This is a genomic window from Cyanobium sp. Maggiore-St4-Cus (assembly GCF_024345615.1).
In the GTDB taxonomy this organism is placed as follows: Bacteria; Cyanobacteriota; Cyanobacteriia; order PCC-6307; family Cyanobiaceae; genus Cyanobium_A; species Cyanobium_A usitatum.
Map to the genome: position 1 here is coordinate 203,114 of NZ_JAGQBL010000004.1, position 19,816 is coordinate 222,929.

General features: G+C 58.4%; 17 protein-coding genes. 10 read left to right on the top strand and 7 right to left on the bottom strand.

The features are described from left to right. Positions 1-20: 20 nt before the first annotated feature. Positions 21-1,934, bottom strand: a complete 1,914-nt coding sequence (gene dnaK / locus KBY99_RS05585; RefSeq protein WP_254997868.1) for a molecular chaperone DnaK — start codon at positions 1,932-1,934, stop codon at positions 21-23. A gap of 112 nt (positions 1,935-2,046) precedes the next feature. Between dnaK and KBY99_RS05590 the strand changes: the two genes are divergently transcribed. The 4 genes from KBY99_RS05590 (at position 2,047) to KBY99_RS05605 (ending at position 4,372) form a co-directional block, all read left to right on the top strand. Next, positions 2,047-2,943: a shikimate dehydrogenase gene (locus tag KBY99_RS05590; RefSeq protein ID WP_254997869.1), complete on the top strand. Its 897-nt coding sequence runs from the start codon at positions 2,047-2,049 to the stop codon at positions 2,941-2,943. A 10-nt stretch (positions 2,944-2,953) separates the two neighbouring features. Beyond that, positions 2,954-3,433 (top strand): Tic20 family protein, encoded by a 480-nt coding sequence (locus KBY99_RS05595; protein WP_254997898.1) that lies wholly within the window; start codon positions 2,954-2,956, stop codon positions 3,431-3,433. A 78-nt stretch (positions 3,434-3,511) separates the two neighbouring features. Beyond that, positions 3,512-3,874 (top strand): 30S ribosomal protein S6, encoded by a 363-nt coding sequence (gene rpsF / locus KBY99_RS05600; protein ID WP_106502591.1) that lies wholly within the window; start codon positions 3,512-3,514, stop codon positions 3,872-3,874. A 111-nt stretch (positions 3,875-3,985) separates the two neighbouring features. Continuing rightward, positions 3,986-4,372, top strand: coding sequence for a hypothetical protein (locus KBY99_RS05605; RefSeq protein ID WP_254997872.1), 387 nt, complete (start codon positions 3,986-3,988; stop codon positions 4,370-4,372). Here the strand turns inward: KBY99_RS05605 and KBY99_RS05610 are convergent. Together KBY99_RS05610 and KBY99_RS05615 are read right to left on the bottom strand one after the other, a co-directional pair. Continuing rightward, positions 4,369-5,577: an argininosuccinate synthase gene (locus tag KBY99_RS05610; protein ID WP_254997873.1), complete on the bottom strand. Its 1,209-nt coding sequence runs from the start codon at positions 5,575-5,577 to the stop codon at positions 4,369-4,371. The two genes, KBY99_RS05605 and KBY99_RS05610, sit on opposite strands and share 4 nt — an antisense overlap. An 18-nt stretch (positions 5,578-5,595) precedes the next feature. After that, entirely contained in the window at positions 5,596-5,829 is a 234-nt protein-coding gene (locus tag KBY99_RS05615) for a hypothetical protein (RefSeq protein ID WP_254997874.1), read from the bottom strand. A gap of 90 nt (positions 5,830-5,919) precedes the next feature. Here KBY99_RS05615 and KBY99_RS05620 point away from each other — a divergent pair, with 90 nt between their 5' ends. From KBY99_RS05620 to KBY99_RS05630, 3 genes are read left to right on the top strand one after another with little or no spacing between them, the layout of a single operon-like run. Next, positions 5,920-6,195: a DUF3134 family protein gene (locus KBY99_RS05620; RefSeq protein ID WP_106502587.1), complete on the top strand. Its 276-nt coding sequence runs from the start codon at positions 5,920-5,922 to the stop codon at positions 6,193-6,195. A gap of 40 nt (positions 6,196-6,235) precedes the next feature. Next, entirely contained in the window at positions 6,236-7,306 is a 1,071-nt protein-coding gene (gene mraY / locus KBY99_RS05625; RefSeq protein WP_409996531.1) for a phospho-N-acetylmuramoyl-pentapeptide-transferase, read from the top strand. Between the two features lie 22 nt (positions 7,307-7,328). Next, entirely contained in the window at positions 7,329-7,565 is a 237-nt protein-coding gene (locus KBY99_RS05630) for a hypothetical protein (protein ID WP_254942684.1), read from the top strand. A 23-nt stretch (positions 7,566-7,588) separates the two neighbouring features. On the opposite strand, the gene KBY99_RS05635 is transcribed toward KBY99_RS05630, so the two are convergent. Further along, on the bottom strand, positions 7,589-7,762 hold the full coding sequence (locus KBY99_RS05635) for a cytochrome B6 (protein WP_193486212.1): 174 nt from the start codon (positions 7,760-7,762) through the stop codon (positions 7,589-7,591). 68 nt (positions 7,763-7,830) lie between these two features. Between KBY99_RS05635 and purT the strand changes: the two genes are divergently transcribed. The 3 genes from purT (at position 7,831) to KBY99_RS05650 (ending at position 10,594) form a co-directional block, all read left to right on the top strand. Continuing rightward, positions 7,831-9,048, top strand: coding sequence for a formate-dependent phosphoribosylglycinamide formyltransferase (purT, locus tag KBY99_RS05640; RefSeq protein WP_254997875.1), 1,218 nt, complete (start codon positions 7,831-7,833; stop codon positions 9,046-9,048). 67 nt (positions 9,049-9,115) lie between these two features. Continuing rightward, positions 9,116-10,123 (top strand): LCP family protein, encoded by a 1,008-nt coding sequence (locus KBY99_RS05645; protein WP_254997877.1) that lies wholly within the window; start codon positions 9,116-9,118, stop codon positions 10,121-10,123. Positions 10,124-10,147: 24 nt separating this feature from the next. Then, on the top strand, positions 10,148-10,594 hold the full coding sequence (locus KBY99_RS05650) for a hypothetical protein (RefSeq protein ID WP_254997880.1): 447 nt from the start codon (positions 10,148-10,150) through the stop codon (positions 10,592-10,594). A 214-nt stretch (positions 10,595-10,808) separates the two neighbouring features. Here KBY99_RS05650 and KBY99_RS05655 read toward each other — a convergent pair whose 3' ends face one another. The 3 genes from KBY99_RS05655 to KBY99_RS05665 form a co-directional block, all read right to left on the bottom strand. Beyond that, positions 10,809-11,090, bottom strand: coding sequence for a hypothetical protein (locus KBY99_RS05655; RefSeq protein WP_254997882.1), 282 nt, complete (start codon positions 11,088-11,090; stop codon positions 10,809-10,811). A gap of 452 nt (positions 11,091-11,542) precedes the next feature. Further along, positions 11,543-18,598, bottom strand: coding sequence for a leucine-rich repeat protein (locus tag KBY99_RS05660; RefSeq protein WP_254997883.1), 7,056 nt, complete (start codon positions 18,596-18,598; stop codon positions 11,543-11,545). After that, a partial coding sequence (locus tag KBY99_RS05665; RefSeq protein ID WP_254997884.1) for a cadherin repeat domain-containing protein occupies positions 18,592-19,816 on the bottom strand: 1,225 nt, incomplete at its 5' end. The genes KBY99_RS05665 and KBY99_RS05660, both read right to left, overlap by 7 nt.

Here is a 19,816-nt window from a genome sequence, read left to right on the forward strand (position 1 = left end):
AAGGCGCTCAGTGATTCTGATCACTTGCTCTCGGTGAATTCCGCATCGATCACGTCGTCGCTGGAGGCAGAGCTAGCCGCATCGGCACCAGCACCATTGCCACCAGGAGCGGCGCCGCCGGCCTCAGCTCCTGCAGCCTGCTGGTACACGGCGGCACCAGCGGCATACAGGGCCTGCTGCAGGGTCTCGAGCTCAGACTTCATGGTGTCGAAGTCTTCCTTAGCGATCGCCTCCTTGAGCTTGGCGGAGGAGGATTCCACCTTGGCCTTGTCCTCAGCTCCCACCTTGTCGCCGAGCTCGCCGAGCTGCTTCTCCGACTGATAAACGAGGGTTTCGGCCTGGTTCTTCAGGTCGATCTTTTCGCGCTTCTCCTTGTCGGTAGCAGCGTTGCTCTCGGCATCCTTAACCATCTTCTCCACCTCGTTGTCGCTGAGGGTGGAGGCTCCAGTGATCGAGATGCTCTGCTCCTTACCGCTGCCCTTGTCCTTAGCGGTGACGCTGAGGATGCCATTGGCATCGATATCGAAGGTGACCTCGATTTGGGGCACGCCGCGGGGTGAAGGAGGAATGCCGTCGAGGCGGAAGGTGCCGAGCGACTTGTTGTCGCTGGCCATCTCGCGCTCACCTTGGAGCACGTGGATCTCCACATTGGTCTGACCATCCACCGCCGTGGAATACACCTCGGTCTTCTTGGTGGGGATGGTGGTGTTGCGGGTGATCATCTTGGTCATCACGCCGCCAAGGGTCTCAACGCCTAGAGACAGGGGGGTGACGTCCAACAGCAGGATGTCCTTGACCTCACCGGCCAACACACCGCCCTGAATCGCGGCACCAACGGCCACCACTTCATCTGGGTTAACGGTTTGGTTGGGGTCCTTGCCGGTAACGCGCTTGACCAGCTCAAGCACCGCCGGAATGCGGGTGGAGCCACCCACCATCACGATTTCATCGAGTTCAGCAGAGGAGAGCTTGGCGTCCTTAAGGGCCTGCTCCACCGGCACGCGGCAACGGTCGATCAGCTTCGAGGCCAACTCCTCAAACTTGGCCCGGGTGAGGGTGAGATCGAGGTGCTTAGGACCCTCCGGGGTGGCCGTAATGAACGGCAGGTTGATTTCGCTTTGGGAAGCGCTTGAAAGCTCAATTTTGGCCTTCTCTGCCGCTTCAGTTAGACGCTGCAGCGCCTGCTTGTCCTGGCGCAGATCAATGCCCTCATTGGCTTTGAAGCTGGCGGCCAGGTAATCAACGATCACCTTGTCAAAGTCATCGCCGCCCAGGTGGGTGTCACCGGAAGTGGAGAGCACCTCGAACACACCGTCGCCCACCTCGAGCACGGAGACGTCGAAGGTGCCGCCGCCCAGGTCGAACACCAGGATGCGCTCATTGCTCTTGCGATCGAGGCCGTAGGCCAGGGCTGCCGCAGTCGGCTCGTTGATGATGCGCAGCACCTCAAGGCCAGCGATCTTGCCGGCGTCCTTGGTGGCTTGGCGCTGGGAGTCGTTGAAATAGGCGGGAACGGTGATCACCGCTTGGGTCACCGTCTCTCCGAGATACTTGCCAGCATCTTCGGCGAGCTTGCGCAACACCTGGGCGCTCACCTCCTCGGGGGCAAACTGCTTATTGAGAACGGGGCACTTCACCTTCACATTGGCGCCGGCCTTTTCAACGCCATAGCTCACTTCCTTCGATTCTTCGTTGACTTCATCAACGCGACGTCCGATGAAGCGCTTCACCGAATAGAAGGTGTTCTCCGGGTTCATCACCGCCTGACGCTTGGCGATTTGGCCCACCAGCTGATCCTGGTTTTTGGTGTATGCCACCACGGAGGGTGTGGTGCGAAACCCTTCAGCGTTGGCAATCACGGTGGGCTTGCCGCCCTCCATAACGGCGACACAGCTGTTTGTGGTGCCTAAATCAATGCCAACGACCTTGCCCATGGGTTACTAACTCCTTACGGTGAGTGGATCTGACTGGAAGCATCTTCAGCAGCTGGGGCCATCCCAGGCGAGGGGTGGTTCCCGAACAGGTCCAGCCAGCCAGCCCACCTTCATGCCCCAGCCGATCTCCGGAAGCACTGCCCTTGCTGGGGTTCTCGGGGATCCGGTGCGCCACTCCCTGTCGCCGGCAATGCACAACGCAGCCCTGGCGGAGCTGGGGCTCAACTGGGTGTACTTGGCCATGCCCACCAGGGCAGACCAGCTGGCGGTGGTGGTGCAAGGGCTGGAGGCCATTGACTGCCGCGGCCTCAACGTGACCCTGCCCCACAAGCAGGCCGTGGCTGGCCTCTGCCGCAGCCTCTCGCCCCTGGCGCAACGGGTGGGTGCGGTGAACACCTTGGTGCGGCACCAGCAGGGGGGCTGGGTGGGGGAAAACACTGATGTGGAGGGCTTCTTGGCTCCCCTACGCAGCACTGAGCAGAACTGGCAGGGGCGGCGAGCGGTGGTGCTGGGCTGTGGCGGCAGTGCCCGGGCTGTGGTGGCAGCCCTGGTGGAACTGGGCTGCAGCTCGATCGCCATGGCAGGCCGCAGCAGCGATCGACTCGCAGCCCTGCTGGCCACCTGCCACAGCTGGGCGCCCCAACTGCGGGGGCTGGAATGGGCTGAAGGCAGCGCGGCCCTAGCCGAGGCCCTGGCCCTGGCAGACCTAGTGGTCAACACCACGCCCGTGGGCATGGCTGCCGCCGGCAATCCGGATGCGGCCCGGCACTGCCCCCTCAGCCCCGGCGAACTGGAAGCCCTGCAACCCGGCTCCACCGTGTACGACTTGATCTACACACCCAGACCCACAACCCTGCTGCTGGCGGCGAGCCAGCGGGGCTGCCGGGGCCTGGATGGCCTGGAGATGCTGGTGCAGCAGGGGGCCGCCTCCCTGCGGCGCTGGAGCGGACTTGAGCAGGTGCCGGTGGCAGCGATGCGCGCGGCAGCCCTAGCCCAGCTGGGCCCCTAGCCTGAAGGCCCTGGAAGTTTCTCCATCCATGCAGGATCCCCCGATCTGGCAGCGAGTGCTGGCGGCCCTGGCCTACCTGTTGCCCTGGAGCGACGCCTTCTCCTTCGGTCGGGGGCTGTTCGGCCTGTTCCCGGCCCTGCAGTGGCTTGGGGTGCCGATCCTGCCGATCGCCCTGCTGGAGCAGGCGGTGCCCTTTGGCGGGCTGGTGCTGTTCCTTGTGCTCTTCCTCGCGGTGGTGCGGAACAACAAGGTGCCCTACGTGATCCGCTTCAACGTGCTGCAGGCGATCCTGATCGACATCGTGGTGGTACTGGTGAGCCTGGCCTTCCAGGTGCTGCAGCTTGGCGCCCTGGACTTCGTCGGCAAAACCCTCAGCAACACAGTGTTTATCGGCATTTTAGTGCTGGTGCTGTTTGCTGTATTGCAAAACCTGCGGGGTAAGGAAGCCGATATTCCCAGCATCTCGGAAGCCGTTCGGATGCAGCTGTAAGGTGTTTGATCCGTCGCTGGTGGGCATCAGCCCGCCGGCCGCTGCCCCAATTCCTGAGGCGACAACCCCGAAGCGACCATGACGCAGCCCTACTACGAGACCATGTACATCCTTCGTCCGGATATTCCGGAGGAAGAGGTGGAAACCCATGTCGCCAAGTACCGCGATCTGGTCACCGAATCCGGTGGTGAAGTGCTGGATTGCCAGATGCGCGGCAAGCGCCGCCTGGCCTATTCCATCGCCAAGCACCGCGAGGGCATCTATGTGCAGCTCAACCACAACGGCGACGGCCAGCAGGTAGGTCCGCTGGAGCGGGCCATGCGTCTCTCGGAAGATGTGATTCGCTATCTCACCGTCAAGCAAGACGGCCCGATGCCGGCACCACGCACCCTGCCCGGCGCCAGCACTGAAGCCGCGCCCATGGAACCAGCCACCGTCTAACTGGGACCCAGTTTGACCTGAGTATTCAGTTTGACTTTGGGACTCCAGATAGGTGCGGAGCTAATACAGGCCTGGCTTGTAAAAAATCGGGCCCACTCGTAATCTCCGCCCATGGAGCCTGACGCCATACCACCAGCACCGAAGTGGCAGCCGTCTGTCACTTCGGTTTTTTCGTGGCATCAGCAGCAAGAGCGCCAAAACCAGCTGGAACAGGAACTTGCCAAAACTCGGGAAGAGCTTCTGGCCATGCAGGCCCTGCTCGAAGACCTACCCGGCCTCTTTGAAGACAAGTTTCGGCAGCGATTGCAGCCGATGCTCGACCAGCAACAGCGACTGATCAACGACAACGACAACCTGCGCCAGCACCTGCTGCAGTTACAGCCTGGCAGCGATACGGGTACCCAGCGCCTGCTGCTGCCCCAGCAAGAGCGTGCCAGACCACGACTGCGCCAAGCCCTACTCCATGCCTTCGGCTTCAGCCCGAACCAGGAGCCCTAGCGCCGGCGCTGATTTGCCGCCCAGAGGCGGGTGGGCAGACCCCACACGTAGATAAAGCCCTCGGCAGCCTTGTGGTCGAATTGATCTTCGGCGCCGTAGGTGGCCATATCGGGCACATAGAGGCTGTGGCTGGCACTGCTGCGGCCCACCACGGTGGCATTGCCCTTGTGCAACTTCAGCCGCACCGTGCCGTTCACGGTTTGCTGGGTGCGCTCCATGAAGCCATCAAGCGCATCCTTGAGCGGGCCATACCAAAGGCCCTGATACACCAGATCCGCCCACTGCTGCTCAAGCTGGCGCTTGGTGCGCAACACATCGGCCGCCAGGGTGAGGCTCTCCAGCTCCTGATGGGCCTTGATCAACAGCAGCAGGCCAGGGGTTTCGTAGATCTCCCGGCTCTTGATACCTACCACCCGGTTTTCGACCATGTCGAGGCGGCCGAAGCCGTGGCTGCCGGCCAGGGAATTTGCGTGGCGGATCAAGCTCACCGGATCGAGGCGCAGGCCGTCGATGCTCACCGGGTTGCCCTGCTCAAAACCGATCTCAACGGTCTGGGCCTGATCCGGCGCCGCATCCACTGACACGGTCATGGCGTAGATCTCCTCGGGCGGCTCCACGTTGGGATCCTCGAGGGGACCGGCTTCGATCGAGCGGCCCAGCAGGTTGAGGTCGATCGAATAGGGCGATTTCTTGCTCACCGGCGAGGGAATGCCACAGCGCTCGCCGTAGGCGATGGTTTGCTCGCGGCTCATGCCCCACTCCCGCGCCGGGGTGAGCACCTTGAGGTCGGGGGCGAGGGCGCCGATGGCCACATCGAAGCGCACCTGATCGTTGCCCTTGCCCGTGCAGCCGTGGGCCACCGCATCGGCGCCCACCTCGCGGGCAATCTCCACCAGTCGCCGGGCGATCAGGGGCCGGGCCAGGGCTGTGGAGAGGGGATAACGGCCTTCATAGAGGGCGTTAGCCCGGATAGCCGGGAAGGCGAATTCGGTGATGAAGGGCTCGATCAGGTCACCCACGATCGACTGGCTGGCCCCTGAATCGAGCGCCTTCTGGCGAATCGGCTCCAGCTCGTCGCCCTGGCCTAGGTCGGCGGCGAAGGTGATCACCTCCTCCACGCCCCACTCCTGCTTCAGGTAGGGAATGCACACACTGGTGTCTACGCCGCCGGAATAGGCCAGCACCGCCTTCTTCGCCCGACCCATCAACGCCTCTCCATGCGTTCAGTTGCTCGATTCTCCCCTGTCGGGGTGTGGCAGCGACCAGTGGGTCAGCAACCACAACCCCACTAGCAGGGGCGGCAGGCCCACCAGCAACCACACCACCCCCTGCTGCAGGGGCAACGGCTGGGGCCAGCGCTCGCCCGCTGCAGCCAGCGCGGCACTGAGGGCCAGGGCCAGGGCCCAGACCCTCAGCACCCCGGCTAGGGGGCTGGCCTTTTGGCTGCTGGTGGGCATGGGCTGGAGGGCTGCATTTGCTTTGCAGCTATGGTGACTGATTGGTCTGTATGGGCCTAGCCCCAGACCTAGCTACCGGTAGGCGCACGCATGAGCACACTCGCGACCAGTGACAGCAGTCGACTCGACACAATCAATCCCTCGCTGACCCGCTACCGGCGCAGCGATCCAGCTCCGGTTCTACCCCTACGCGATGAGCCCGATCTACTGAGCTGGCTGGAGAGCAGTGGCCGCCTGGTGGCCGATGAAGAAACCGCCAGCACCGAAGTGAGCACGGTGGAAGAGGAGGAGCTTTCCGCCCTGATGGGCGAGAAGGAGGACTACAACAAGGACGACGAACAACAGGACGAAGACTGGGAAGACTGAGTTCCGCAGGGGAAACTGGGGCGGTCGCCGTCCCTTTCCCTTGGTTGTTTCGACCCCGGCTGCCCTACTCAGCAGTTTGTTGTTGCTGGCCTGTCTGCTGTGCGACTGGCTTAGCGGCGCGCCCCAGCTCACCTTGCCGCTGCTAGTTGCCGGCCTGATCAGCGCTGGAGTCACCGGTTGGGGGGTGCCGCGACTGCGGCAGCTCAAGCTCGGCCAGGTGATTCGCGCAGAGGGGCCCCAGGGCCACCTCAGCAAGGCAGGCACACCCACCATGGGCGGACTGCTGGCGGTGCCCGTGGGGGTGCTGGTGGGCGGCCTGCTGAGCCCAAGCGATCCCCGCCTGCTTGCTGTTGCCGCCGTAACCCTGGCCTACATGGCGATCGGCGCCATCGATGACTGGCGCAGCCTCACCCGCCGCACCAACACGGGCCTCACGCCCCGGGGCAAATTGCTGCTCCAGGCCGGCGCGGCCCTGTTGTTTCTGATCTGGGCCGCAGCGGGCCAGTGGCTGGGTGGGGCCTCCCCCGGCGACATCGCCCTGCCCCTGGGCTGGGTGCTGCCGATCGGTTTGCTGATCTGGCCGCTGGGGTTGTTTGTGTTTATGGCCGAAAGCAACGCCACCAACCTCACCGATGGCCTCGACGGCCTGGCCGCAGGCTGCGGCGCCGTGGTGTTCACAGGCATGGGGCTGCAGCTGATGCTGCGCGGCCATGAAGGCGATGCGGCTATGGCCGGTTTCTGCGCCGCGATGGCTGGCTGCTGGCTGGGCTTTCTCGTCCACAACCGCCACCCGGCTCGAGTGTTCATGGGCGACACCGGCTCACTGGCCATGGGAGCAGCCCTCAGCGCCGTCGCCTTGCTCTCCAATAGCCTCTGGCCCCTACTGCTGATGGGCGGCGTCTTCCTGGCGGAATCGCTGTCGGTGATCCTGCAGGTGTGGGTGTTCAAGGCCACCAAAGACCCAGTCACGGGCCAGGGCCGGCGCCTGTTCAAGATGGCGCCGTTGCACCACCACTTCGAGCTTGGTGGGCTCAACGAACAAGTGGTCGTAATCCGCTTTTGGCTCGCCAGCCTGCTACTGGTGGGATTGGGTTTAGTGCTGCTGCCCTAAGCCCTGCCCTCGCTTATCACCCATGGCTTACTTCACCTGGAAGGAAACCGGCCTCAGCTCCGACTGCGCCAGCCTGGCCGCCATGGCCGCCCGCTTCGAGGAGGCCGCTGCCCTGATGCGCCGCATGGCCAGCGAGGGCTTTCAGCTGGAGCGCCACAGCGATGGCCAGCACATCACCCACCCGGATCCAAACGTATTTGAGGCCTATGGCTTCATCAACGAGGAATCGCCGGTGCGGCAGCTGACGTTGCTGAGCTGAGCTGGCAACGCCCAACCTGGGGATCAGTTTCGACGCAGATAGCCCACCAACCACACCACCACAAAAGCCAGGGAGGAAAGGCCTAAGTAGATCAGGGCCCATTTCTGCAAGGTGGCGATGTCCCAGCCAAATAACAGGCCGTTGGCAGCGTCCCCAGCCGTACTGAAACCCAAGGGCAATCCCAACAGCCAAGCCATCAACGCGCCCCGGTGTGCAAGAAGATCGGTTCCATCTTGCTGTCCTGCCCGCGATCCGGGCGACCACCATGACCTTTCCCACCCCTGCCACTCTTCCGGCCACCTTGATGCTGCTCGGCAGCGGTGAGCTGGGTAAGGAGGTGGCCATCGCAGCCCAGCGCCTCGGCTGCCGGGTGATCGCGGTGGATCGCTACGCCAACGCCCCAGCCATGCAGGTGGCTGATGTCGCTGAGGTGGTCGCGATGACCGACCCAGAAGCCCTCAAGGCGGTGGTGCGCAAGCACAGGCCCGATCTGGTGATTCCAGAGATAGAAGCTCTAGCGGTTGATGCCCTCGCGGAACTGGAAGCGGAAGGCATCTGCGTGATTCCCACAGCCCGGGCCACGGCCGTGACCATGAATCGGGACCGCATCCGCGACCTGGCAACCACTGAGCTGGGGCTGCGCACCGCCCGTTTTGCCTACGCCAGCAACGCCAGTGATCTGGCAAGCGCCGCTGCGAGCCTGGGCTGGCCGGTGGTGGTCAAACCGGTGATGAGCTCCTCTGGCAAGGGCCAAAGCGTGGTGCGGGGCCCCGAAGAGATTGACGCCGCGTGGGAAGCAGCAATGGCGGGTGCGCGAGGTGCCGGGGAGCTGGTGATCGTGGAGGAGTTCCTGCACTTCGAGCTCGAAATCACCCTGCTCACCGTGAAGCAATGGCAAGGGCCAACGCTCTTCTGCCCGCCGATCGGGCACATCCAGGAGCGGGGCGACTACCAGTGCAGCTGGCAGCCAGCCCAGATGCCAGCTGCCGCTCTAGAGGCAGCCCACGTCATGGCCCGCAGCGTCACCGACAACCTGGGCGGCGCCGGCCTGTTTGGCGTTGAATTTTTCCTATGCAAAAAGCCCGGCAGCAGCTCCGGTCAGCCAGATGAGCTTGAGGTGGTTTTCTCCGAGCTCTCACCGCGCCCCCATGACACCGGCCTGGTGACGCTGGTTGGCCAGAACCTGAGCGAATTCGAACTACACCTGCGAGCGGTGCTGGGCCTGCCGATCCCATTGATCCAAAGCCTGGGAGCCGCTGCCAGCCGGGTAATTCTGGCCGACAGCGAAGGAGAAGCGGTCTCCTATAGCGGCGTGAAGGAGGCCCTCAGCGAAGCCGATACGGAGGTGCTGCTTTTCGGCAAGCAGCAAGCCCGCCCCCTGCGGCGCATGGGCGTAGCCCTGGCCCGCGGCGGTAGTGAGGAGGAGGCCCGCCGCAAGGCAGACACGGCCGCAGCCCACATCCGGGTGCGGGCCTCCAGCTGAACAAGCGGCGCTCACCCCCTGGTGTAGCAGGGATCCGGCCCTTAAGGTGCGCTGAATAGGAGCGGATATGAGCCAGGCCCAACCCCGCCCGCGTCGCAGCCGACGCGAAAGCAACCGCGGGGCTGTGGTCACCGACCTGCGCAACCGTCGCGAGCTGCGTCAAACAGCACCGAGCAATAGCGCCAAAGCGAAAACTGCCGCAAACCCTCGTCAACGCAAACCGCCAGTTCTGGTCTTCTTGCTGGGTATCGGCCTGGGCTATGGACTTGCCGGGCCCCTGCCGCAAATGGCCTCAGGGGTTTGGGCAGCCATGTTGCACGGACCCAGCCAGCTCACCAGCCTGATCAATCCATTCGGGGGCGGCAACCGGCGCGTTCTTGTGATTGGCACAGACAAGGTGGGCGAAAACACCGATGTGATGTTCACGGTGCAGCTCAAAGACGGTGTCACCCAGCTCACCCAGGTGCCGCGCGACACCTTCGTGGAATCAGCCGAATACGGCGTTGTAAAAGCCAATGCCCTCTATGCATTTGGCGGCATGGGTGCCCTGAAACAGGAGCTCACCAGCCTGCTGAATGCTCCAGTGGATCGCTATGTGCGGGTGAATATGCGCGCTGTGGAGCACCTAGCCGATGCCATTGGCGGCGTGGAAGTTGATGTGCCTAAACGGATGTATTACGTAGATAATGCTCAGAACCTATACATCGACCTCTATCCAGGACTGCAGGTGCTGAAAGGTGAGCAACTGGAAGGCTTCCTGCGCTTCCGCCATGACGAGATGGGAGATCTAGGGCGGATGGATCGCCAGAAGCTAGTGCTGGCACAGGTTTTTCGCAAACTAGCCCAGCCGTCCACCCTGGCCCAGCTACCAGAACTGCTGAAAGTCACCGGCGAAGACATCAAAACCGATCTTTCGCCAGTCGAGATGGGCCAACTGATCTCAGCGATGGCCAGCACCAAGCTCAGTACCCAGCAGCTTCCTGGCCGCCTGTTCTGGCACAACGACCTCAGCTACTGGATGCCCGACGGCAATAGCCACTACGCCGGGGTTGGCAGCGACCAAAGCAGCCCATAGGTTGGTATTGGACTTGGGTTGGGCATGGCAATCGCAATCACGCTAAATCGTTTGCTATGCCTCGGCACTGGACTGCTACTAATTGCTGGCAGCTATGGCTGCGACGAGCTCTCCCGTGCCCACCGCAAGGATGACCCCGCCTCAGCACTAAACGCAAAAACGTCAAAATGGCGCGGCAACTCCTCCGATGGTTCTTACAGCAGGGTTGACCAAGTAAGCACGGGCAAAAACAGCTTCGCCTTCACCGAAACCTGGTATAAAAAAGGTCCCAAACCCCTCAAAACATCCGGCTCTGGCCGCTTCGAAGCATCAAACAACACCAACATCTACATATACAGCAAGCCCAAGGGAGTGGTGGTGGTACGCACAGAAGAAAGCCCCGACGAGATATCCACAGTAGACACAGTAATAAACACCACCATTCCCCTATTCAAGGTAGGAGAACAGATTACCTACACGGTGCGGGAATAGGCCGACCATTCAGCGCCTCCAACACATAATGGAGCCGGACAGAATCAAAGTGTTGCTCAAATGAACAAATAGGCAACACTCTTCTGCCGACAGCGCAGTAATCCAAAGTCAACTTACCAAGCCAACAGCTCATGGCGAGAAAAAAGGGAGCTTCTCAATACTCCCCATACGTTGATTTGCCCTGATTCAGGGTGGAGTTACCCCAGAGAACCAACTATTGAGAAAGAAAATTAAAGGCTTCAGCAGCCCGCTCGTCCGGTTTACCGGAGAAACCACCAGGTTCAGGCACATGAGCCATCAGGACGTCGGCAATGAAGCGATCCGATGACTCCTTGGAGTCCCAGATTGCCACAACCAACACACCACCATCAACGGCTCCAGCTGCGTGATGGAGCTGTCCCTTTGGCAAACCACCCTTTGGATGAACGGCTGCGACTTCATCCCGATACTGCTCTTCCGTCGCACCTGGCCAGAAATGGGTAAGGATGTAAGCCATCGATCAATTTGAGATTGAGTCAAACAAATATTACCGCCAAAAAAGGCTATTTAGATTACGCAATATTAGTTTTCTGTTTCTCCAGCCCCCCTCTGCCAGGAAAGTTGACGCCTCTCCATCTCGACCACTTTTCCACCAGGGGGCTTGAAGGAGCAGACCAATGCGCCACTACAGCGAGGCCGTCAAAGCTGATATAAGAAAGCGGATGAGTCCGCCGCACCGGCAGACCGTGGCCCAGATCTCAGCAGAGCTGGGCATTCACGTGGCCAGCCTCTACAACTGGAGGAAGACCTGGCGTCTGCTGGAAAGGGACATAACTGCAGGGCGCCAAGGAATATTGGGGATATTTCTAATGGTTCTACTGGTTCTTTTGAAGCAGAAAGTACCAATAGCTGCACTTGAGAGACCACTAGCACTGGATATCACCAGTGCAGGTAGAAACAGAACATACCTCAGACAATCGCCAGATTCGTCAGTGCCCCTGAGAACCCAGTGATTTCGATCAAGCTATCACTAGTACTTGAGAATCCAGCAGTCCCATCGTTAAGTGCAAGGAAGGTACGTGCGGTTTGCCCTGCACCAAAGGAGAAGCTTCCAGCACCGTTCCTGGCAAAGTTGGCAGCTGTCAGAACAGAAGCAATAGCAGTAGCAGTTAACGCACTGACACTACCAAGTTCTCTGAGGTTGGCAGCTGTGACAGCAGTGGGACCATCAAGGATGTCCGTGCCAATCGTGAAGTCAGTGATGCGGTCAAAAGCGGCAAATCTGGAATCAGCAAGAGCAAAACGGAAGGTATCGGCACCAGTGGATCCTGTGAGGGTGTCTGCTCCTGCCCCACCAATCAGCGTGTCAGATCCATCACCACCACTGAGGATGTTTGCTGCTGAGTTGCCTGTGAGGGAATTATTTAGTGAATTGCCAGTGCCGTTGATGGCAGCAGAACCTGTAAGTGTCAGATTTTCAAGATTTGCACCAAGCGCGTAGGTGACGGAGGAATGAACAGAATCAGTACCTGCATTGATGTCTTCTGTTACCACGTCGCCAGTATTATCAAGGATATAGGTGTCGTTACCAAGACCCCCTGCCATATTGTCTGCTCCAGTGAGTCCACTGAGTGTGTTGTTGCCACTGTTGCCGGTGATGCTGTTGTTTAGAGCATTGCCAGTGCCGTTGACGTTACTAGTCCCCGTGATAATGAGGTTTTGGTACTGACTGGCAAGGGTGGTCGTTGATGCTGTGATGAAAGTATCGGCAAATCGGTTGGAGAAGGAGGCAAGGTCGTTGCCGGATAGGTCCTGGACAACTCCAGAGGTTTGGTTGCCTGTGGGGTCGGTGTAGGAGACCCTGAGGTTTACGTTGGACGCAGGGGCGGTGCCGCTGAGCGTGAGGATGATCTTGGTTGGATCGTTCTGATCAAGGGCTACTGTGCTAATTGTTCGGGCAGTTATCTGATTACTGGTATTGAGCGTGGCAACTGCAAATGCGGTGGTTGGCACTGACTGCGCAGTGATAGTTTCTGAGAACTTGAGGATGACGGTGGTTCCCTGGGTGCTGATACTGGAGATGGTGGGTGGGGTGATGTCAGCCGGGACTTCTAGTACGTCAATGACAGAGGCAGTAACTGCCTTGTCAAAGGTGAGTCCTGGAGTGCCGTTATCGGTGACGCGGATATTGAGGTTGAGGACTGGATTGGTTTCAAAGTCAATGGCTGCACCATTTTTGACTTTGACTTGATTGCCTTCGATCACCACCAGGGCATTGTCGGCATCATTGGTTCCGTTACCAGCGACCAGGGCATAGTTAAAGGAGGAACCAGCATCTGGATCCGTTGCTGAGAGAGTGCCAATGACCGTTGCAGCAGAACTGTTCTCCTGAACGCCACTGCTGGTGAAGACCAGGTCAGTTGGTGACTCATTGATGTCGATGACAGAGGCAGTAACTGCCTTGTCAAAGGTGAGTCCTGGAGTGCCGTTATCGGTGACCCGGATATTGAGGTTGAGAACGGGGTTGGTTTCAAAGTTAATGGATGCACCAGAATTGAGCCTGACTTCATTTCCAACAATGTCCACCAGGGCATTGTCGACATCATTGGTTCCATCACCTGCCACCAAGATATAGGTAAAGGAGGAACCAGCATCAGGGTCCGTTGCCGATAGGGTGCCAATGACGGTGGTAGCAGGACTGTTCTCCTGAACACCACTGCTGGTGAAGACCAGATCAGTTGGTGACTCATTGATGTCGATGACAGAGGCAGTAACTGCCTTGTCAAAGGGGAGTCCTGGATTGCCGTTATCAGTGACCCGGATATATAGAGTCAGAACAGGGTTGGTTTCAAAGTTAATGGATGCCCCAGATTTGACTTTGACTTGATTGCCTTCGATCACCACCAGGTTGTTGTCAGCATCGTTGGTGCCGTTACCCGCCACAAGGGCATAGGTAAAGGTCGAACCAGCATCGGGGTCAGTTGCGGCAAGGGTGCCGATGACGGTTCCAGCGGCACTGTTTTCGTTGATGCCGCTGGAGGTCAAGGTGAGGTCAGTTGGTGCCTGGTTGGCGGTGATAAGCACTGCCGTCTCAAATCCAGTGAGTACCAGATCCACTTCCAGCAGGTTGATGGTGAGGGTCTGCCCGGTTGGACTGCTGATGTAGGTCTGTAGCGCTGCCAGCTGTCCTGTGCTGATCAGGTTCTGCCGCTCCTGGGCATTGAGCCGGAGAGTGAGATGATCGCTGCCCAGCCCGCCATCGAGGCGGAGTTGGCGTTTGAGTGTCAGGGCAGTGGTGCCATTGAGATCCAGGTCGGCAATGTCGGTGCCGGCGTCTAGACGAATGACCTCAAAGCCATTGAAGGCAGTGGAGACCGCATTACCACTGCTGGTGGCAGTGCCCGCGCCGCTCTGGCTGAGGACGACGGTGTTGATGGCGGAGCTGAGGGTGAGATCGTCAGTGCCTGTGCCACCAGAGAGGGTTCCTGTGAGGGAGCCGACTGCCGCGAGGATGGCGTTGTCATCACCAGCAGCAAGGTTGATGTCGGAGATGTTGGTGAAAGCCGTGCCATCGGCGGTACCGGAGTTGGGACCAGTGATGGAAACGACATTGCTGTTGGTGTTGAGGGTGAGGCTGTTGGTCTGTAATCCACCACCACCACCGGAGTTTCCGCCTCCACCTCCAGAATTACCGCCACCACCTCCACCACCGATATTCTGGAAGCCGGAGAAGCTGCCGCCACCGCCACTGCCGTTATCGATCACGATTGTGCCGCCATCACCAATCGAGATCGTGTAGCTGCCATCGACGATTAAGGAGTTGCTGCCACCACCACCATCGAGGATGCCGTTAAGGCGTCCACCGGCTTGGATGGTGACGGTGTCGTTGCCGCCTTCCAGGTAGATGTTCTCGATGCTGGAGAAGGACACCAGATCGAGGGTGCCTTCATCGAGCCCAGTGAGTGTGAGGTTGTTGGCAGAGGCATTGCCATTGAGGCGATCAAAGCCTGCACCACCATTGAGGGTTAAAGCCGCGGTCGTACCTGCTGCATCGGTGAGGGTGGCTGTATCAGCAGCACTGCCGAGGTTGATGCTGCTCAGCAAGGTGCCGGCATAGGGACCGGAGGTGGCAGCAGAGCCAAAGCTGATGCCGTCGATGCTGCCGGAGGATGTGGCAGTGATCAGGAGGGTGTTTTCTGCCGTTGGGTTGGCAATGGAAAAGGTGTAGTCCGCCGTTTTGGTGGTGTTGCCGTCGGTTGCCGAGACCTGGAAGGTTTCGGTGAGGGTAGAAGTGCTCTGGTTCTTGATGGCAGTGCCGTTGCCGGTGTAGGTAGTCAGACCGGCAGAGGAGACAGCGAGGGTGCCGTAGAGCCCGCTGGTGGATGCGGGTCCATAGGTGATGGGGATAGTGCCGTTGAAATCGGCGGCATTGTTGATGGCAATGGAGCCTGTGGAGGCAGTTGGCAGCGTTGCGGAGAAAGCTGGATCGAGGAACTGGAGCGACAGTGTCGCTGGGTTCAAGTCAGGTAGTTCACCATCTGGAAGGAAGAGGTTGCTGGATTCAAAGCCCGTGAGGGTGAGGTCCAGGGTGCTCAGTGCCAGGGTGATGGACTGATTGGTTGGGTTGCTGAGATAGGTGGTGAGAGCAGAGAGAGTTTGAGCAGAATGGAGGAAATCGAGTTCTGCTTTGGTGAGCTTGAGGGTGAGCTGATCGGTACCCAGTCCGCCATCAAGGGTGAGGTACTGCCTGGACGCAGGAGCAGTGGCAGAGGAATTGATGGAAAAGACAGCAGTGTCATTGCCATCGAGAAGGTTGATTGACTCAAAGCCGCTAATGGAGGTGCCTGCCGCTGTGCCGTTAAGGGTTTGATCAATGGAGAGGCTGTTGGCGCCGCTGTTGAGGTTGAGGGTGTCGGTGCCCGCACCCCCGTCTAGAAGTCCAGGCAGTGCTCCGCCTGATGCGATCGTTGCGGTATCGATGCCGCCTTTGAGATCGATAGAATAGAAGTTGACGAAGTTTGTTCCATCAACGACACCAGACCCAATGCCTGTGAGGATGACAGAGTTGGCATTATCGTTCAGGATAAACCGGTTGTAACCACCATCCACAATCGCTCCAGGTGGCTGTGAAGGTGGCAGGACGATCGGCGGATCGGAAGGGGGTGTGATTGGAGGAAGCGTTGGAGTACCACCTCCTCCACCTTGGGTTGGAGGGTTCCCACCAGGTGGCAAGTAGACGACCTTGCTAACTGAGCCACCGCCATTTAGAAGCCCTGTAAGTTGCCCACCAGGTCGGATATAGACGGTGTCATTGCCAGTCCCGAGGTTGACATTCTCGAAGCCTGAAAAAGTTATGCCATCAAGGGTCCCTTGATTGATGCCTGTAAGGACTAAAATGTTGTCACGCGCATTGCCGTTGAGCGTGTCGGTGCCATCGCCGCCAGCAATGGTCATCTGAACATCCGCGATGACAGTATCTGCAATGGTGGCGGTATCAGCACCACTGCCTAGGTCGATGACTTCAATGTTTCCAGCGCTATTGCTAAAAGAGCCTCCGTCGATGATGGCATGGGAGCTATTCTCTATGGAAAGGCTGTTGTTCCTTGCGCCTGATAGGGATATCCTGCTAATCTTTGCGTCAAAAGCACGAGTACCGATAGCCGTTATCGAGCTCGGTATTGTGACGGAGCTGATGTTTGTGACGCCAAAAGCATCGATTCCGATTGTCGCCACTCCTTCCGGGATTATTACTCCCGTAAGCTGTGTGCTGTAGAAAGCTCCATTGCCAATCGTCAGCAGGGTGCTTGGCAGGGTAATTGATGTGACCGGGGCTCCATTGAAAGCATTGTCATCTATATGAGTGTATCCTTCGGGTATTAAGATCGTTGCCCCTTGTAGCGCCATTAACGCCTGCGCATCAGCTACTGTGAACTTAACTATAGATTCTTGTATTGGCTTCGATTTAGTGATGCCAATCTGGTACTCAGAAGTCATCGAGGCATCAGAGAAAACAGAGACCTCAAAGGATTCTCCAGAATCAGCATCGACTTTTAGAGAGTGCTGAATATCAAGTTTGCCGTTGGCAATGATGCCATTGCCACTCAGAGCGCCTGACACAAGATCATCTGCAGTGGTGCCTGTGACTTTCCACCAGACCTGAGCACCTTCTGCAAGGTTGCCTGATGCCAGTGTTCCTGCAGTGATGTTGATGGATGTGGTGAAGAGCCCAGAACCTTCTTTGACTTCTCCTTGGCGGGTTATGGAGAGGGAGAGGGGGATTTCGATAATGCCATTAAAATACTTTGCCTTTCCGCTGGGGTCAGGATTACCTCCATCGGGATAGTCTCCTATGTCATTCCACGATCCGACGCTATATCCCCAGGGATTTGAAGACCACATATGAACATAGTTTTCGCCGATTCCACCATTGGGTTCTGACGGGAAAAAGTTTCTATAAGCGCTTGTCTCGCCTGAAATCCATTTGAAATCACCCTCTAGACTCCTATCAGTCAACCCAATCCAAAGACCTTGGTACTCACCAGTCTTATTAGAGAAGTTTGATATTAGGAAGTTATTTTCACCTGAACTTGATATAGTTGCAAGGTGACCACCCAAGGCAACCGCTGTCAATTCAGCGCCAGTCCAAGTAGGACCATCTACGACTGTATATAAGGAATTTCCACGAATTGCCTCCTTGATATCATTAACGCCAAGTATGAGCACCTTTTCTGTGTAGAGACCGGCAGAATCTGTAGTACGTACACGGATTGAATAGGAAGCCTTCACTTCAAGATTGGGTGAGGTGCTGATCAGTAGTTGATCACCGCTAATTGTGAAGTCACTGTTGCCTGTCGATCCCGTACCCGAAACCAGAGAGTAGGTGAACGTGTCGCCTGAATCTGGGTCAGTGGTTGAGAATGTTGCTACAGGAGTATTGAGGGCAATGTTCTCGTCGAAATTTGATGCGGATGTGGTGATATCGGTTGGTGCTGAATTAGCGGAGACAAGTAGGGCTGTTTCAAATCCGACAACTGCCAGATCCACCTCAAACAAGCTGATGGTGAGGGTTTGCCCTGATGGATTACTGATGTAGCTCTGCAAAGCAGCCAGTTGATTGGTTGCGATGAGGTTCTGGCGTTCTTGGGCATTGAGCCTGAGGGTGAGCTGATCGGTGCCCAGTCCCCCTTCCAGGCGGAGTTGACGCTTCAGTGTCAGGGCAGTGGTGCCATTGAGATCCAGGTCGGCAGTGTCGTTGCCAGCGTCTAGACGAATGACCTCAAAGCCATTGAAGGCAGTGGAGACCGCATTACCACTGCTGGTGGCAGTGCCCGCGCCGCTCTGGCTGAGGACGACGGTGTTGATGGCGGAGCTGAGGGTGAGATCGTCAGTGCCTGTGCCACCAGAGAGGGTTCCTGTGAGGGAGCCGACTGCCGCGAGGATGGCGTTGTCATCACCAGCAGCAAGGTTGATGTCGGAGATGTTGGTGAAAGCCGTGCCATCGGCGGTACCGGAGTTGGGACCAGTGATGGAAACGACATTGCTGTTGGTGTTGAGGGTGAGGCTGTTGTTCTGAGGGGTACTACTGCCACCGCCACCGACACCACCGCCTCCGGAGTTGCCACTACCACCGCCGATGTTCTGGAAGCCGGAGAAGCTGCCGCCACCGCCACTGCCGTTATCGATCACGATCGTGCCGCCATCACCGATCGAAATCGTGTAGCTGCCATCGACGACCAGGGAGTTGCTGCCAGCACCGCCATCGAGAATGCCGCTGAGGCGCCCACCGGCTTGGATGGTGACGGTGTCGTTGCCACCTTCTAGGTAGATGTTCTCGATGCTGGAGAAGGACACCAGATCGAGGCTGCCTTGATCGAGTCCGGTGAGTGTGAGGTTGTTGGCGGAGGCGTTGCCATTGAGGCGATCAAAGCCAGCACCACCATTGAGAGAGAGTGCTGCGGTTGTGCCTGCGCCGTCGGTGAGGGTGGCGGTATCTGCTGCCGCACCGAGGTTGATGCTGCTCAGCAAGGTGCCATTGTATTCTCCATCATTAATGTATGGTCGGGAAAAATGCCTGGAATAATTAGAGGCCAACGTCCATAACGAATCCCGTCCAGGATGCCATTTCCTGTTTCCGTAATTAACAGGGTGTTTTCTGCCGTTGGGTTGGCAATGGAAACGGTGTAGGTGCCCGTTTTGGTGGTGTTGCCATCGGTTGCCGAGACCTGGAAGGTATCGGTGAGAGTGGACGTGCTCTGGTTCTTGATGGCAGTGCCGTTGCCGGTGTAGGTAGTCAGACCGGCAGAGGAAACAGCGAGGGTGCCGTAGAGCCCGTTGGTGGAAGCGGGACCATAAGTAATGGGGATGATCCCGCCAAAATCGGCAGCATTGTTGATGGCAATGGAGCCTGTGGAGGCAGTTGGCAGCGCTGCTGAGAAAGCAGTATCGAGGAACTGGAGCGACAGTGTCGCTGGGTTCAAGCCAGGTAACTCATTGACGTTGAGGACTGCAGCGGTGACTGCTTTGGTGTAGGTGAGCCCACCGTTGTCGGTGACCCGAATATTGAGGTTGAGAACAGGGTTGGTTTCAAAGTCAATAGAAGCATCAGATTTGACCCTGACTTCATTTCCAACAATGTCTACAAGGGCATTATCGACATCATTGGTTCCGTTACCAGCAACAAGGGCATAGGCAAAGGTAGAGCCAGCATCAGGATCTACAGCGGAGAGAGTACCAATGATCGATCCAGCAACAATGTTCTCCTGGATGCCATTTGTTGTGAAGGCCAGGTCTGTTGGAGCATCATTAACATTGGGGACTGAGCCTACGGATGTGGTGACGGATTCAGAGAAGCCTTGAGCGTCGGTGTAGGCGGTAAGGAGACGTAGCTGCTTGCCTTCATCAGCAGCAGCAATGGTGTAGCTAGCGCTGTTGGTGCCGACGTTGCCCCAGGTGCTGCCGTCAGTAGAGGACTGCCAGGTATAGGAGAATCCACCAGAGCCATTGCCATCAGGATCAGCTGTTGCAATAGCAGCGGTGAGGGTCTGGCCTACAGCACGGGTGCCTGTGATGGAGAAGACGGCATCACCGTTATCCACGACTGTTGGCGGGGGGGTGTCTGGATTCCCATTTACCGGGAAATTAGGATTGAAATTGGCAGCAGTAAAGGCTGTTGCGGTGGTATTGCGGAAGATGGCAAGAACGGTGGCGGACCCTGTGAGACCGGCCGTGCCATCGGGATCAAAG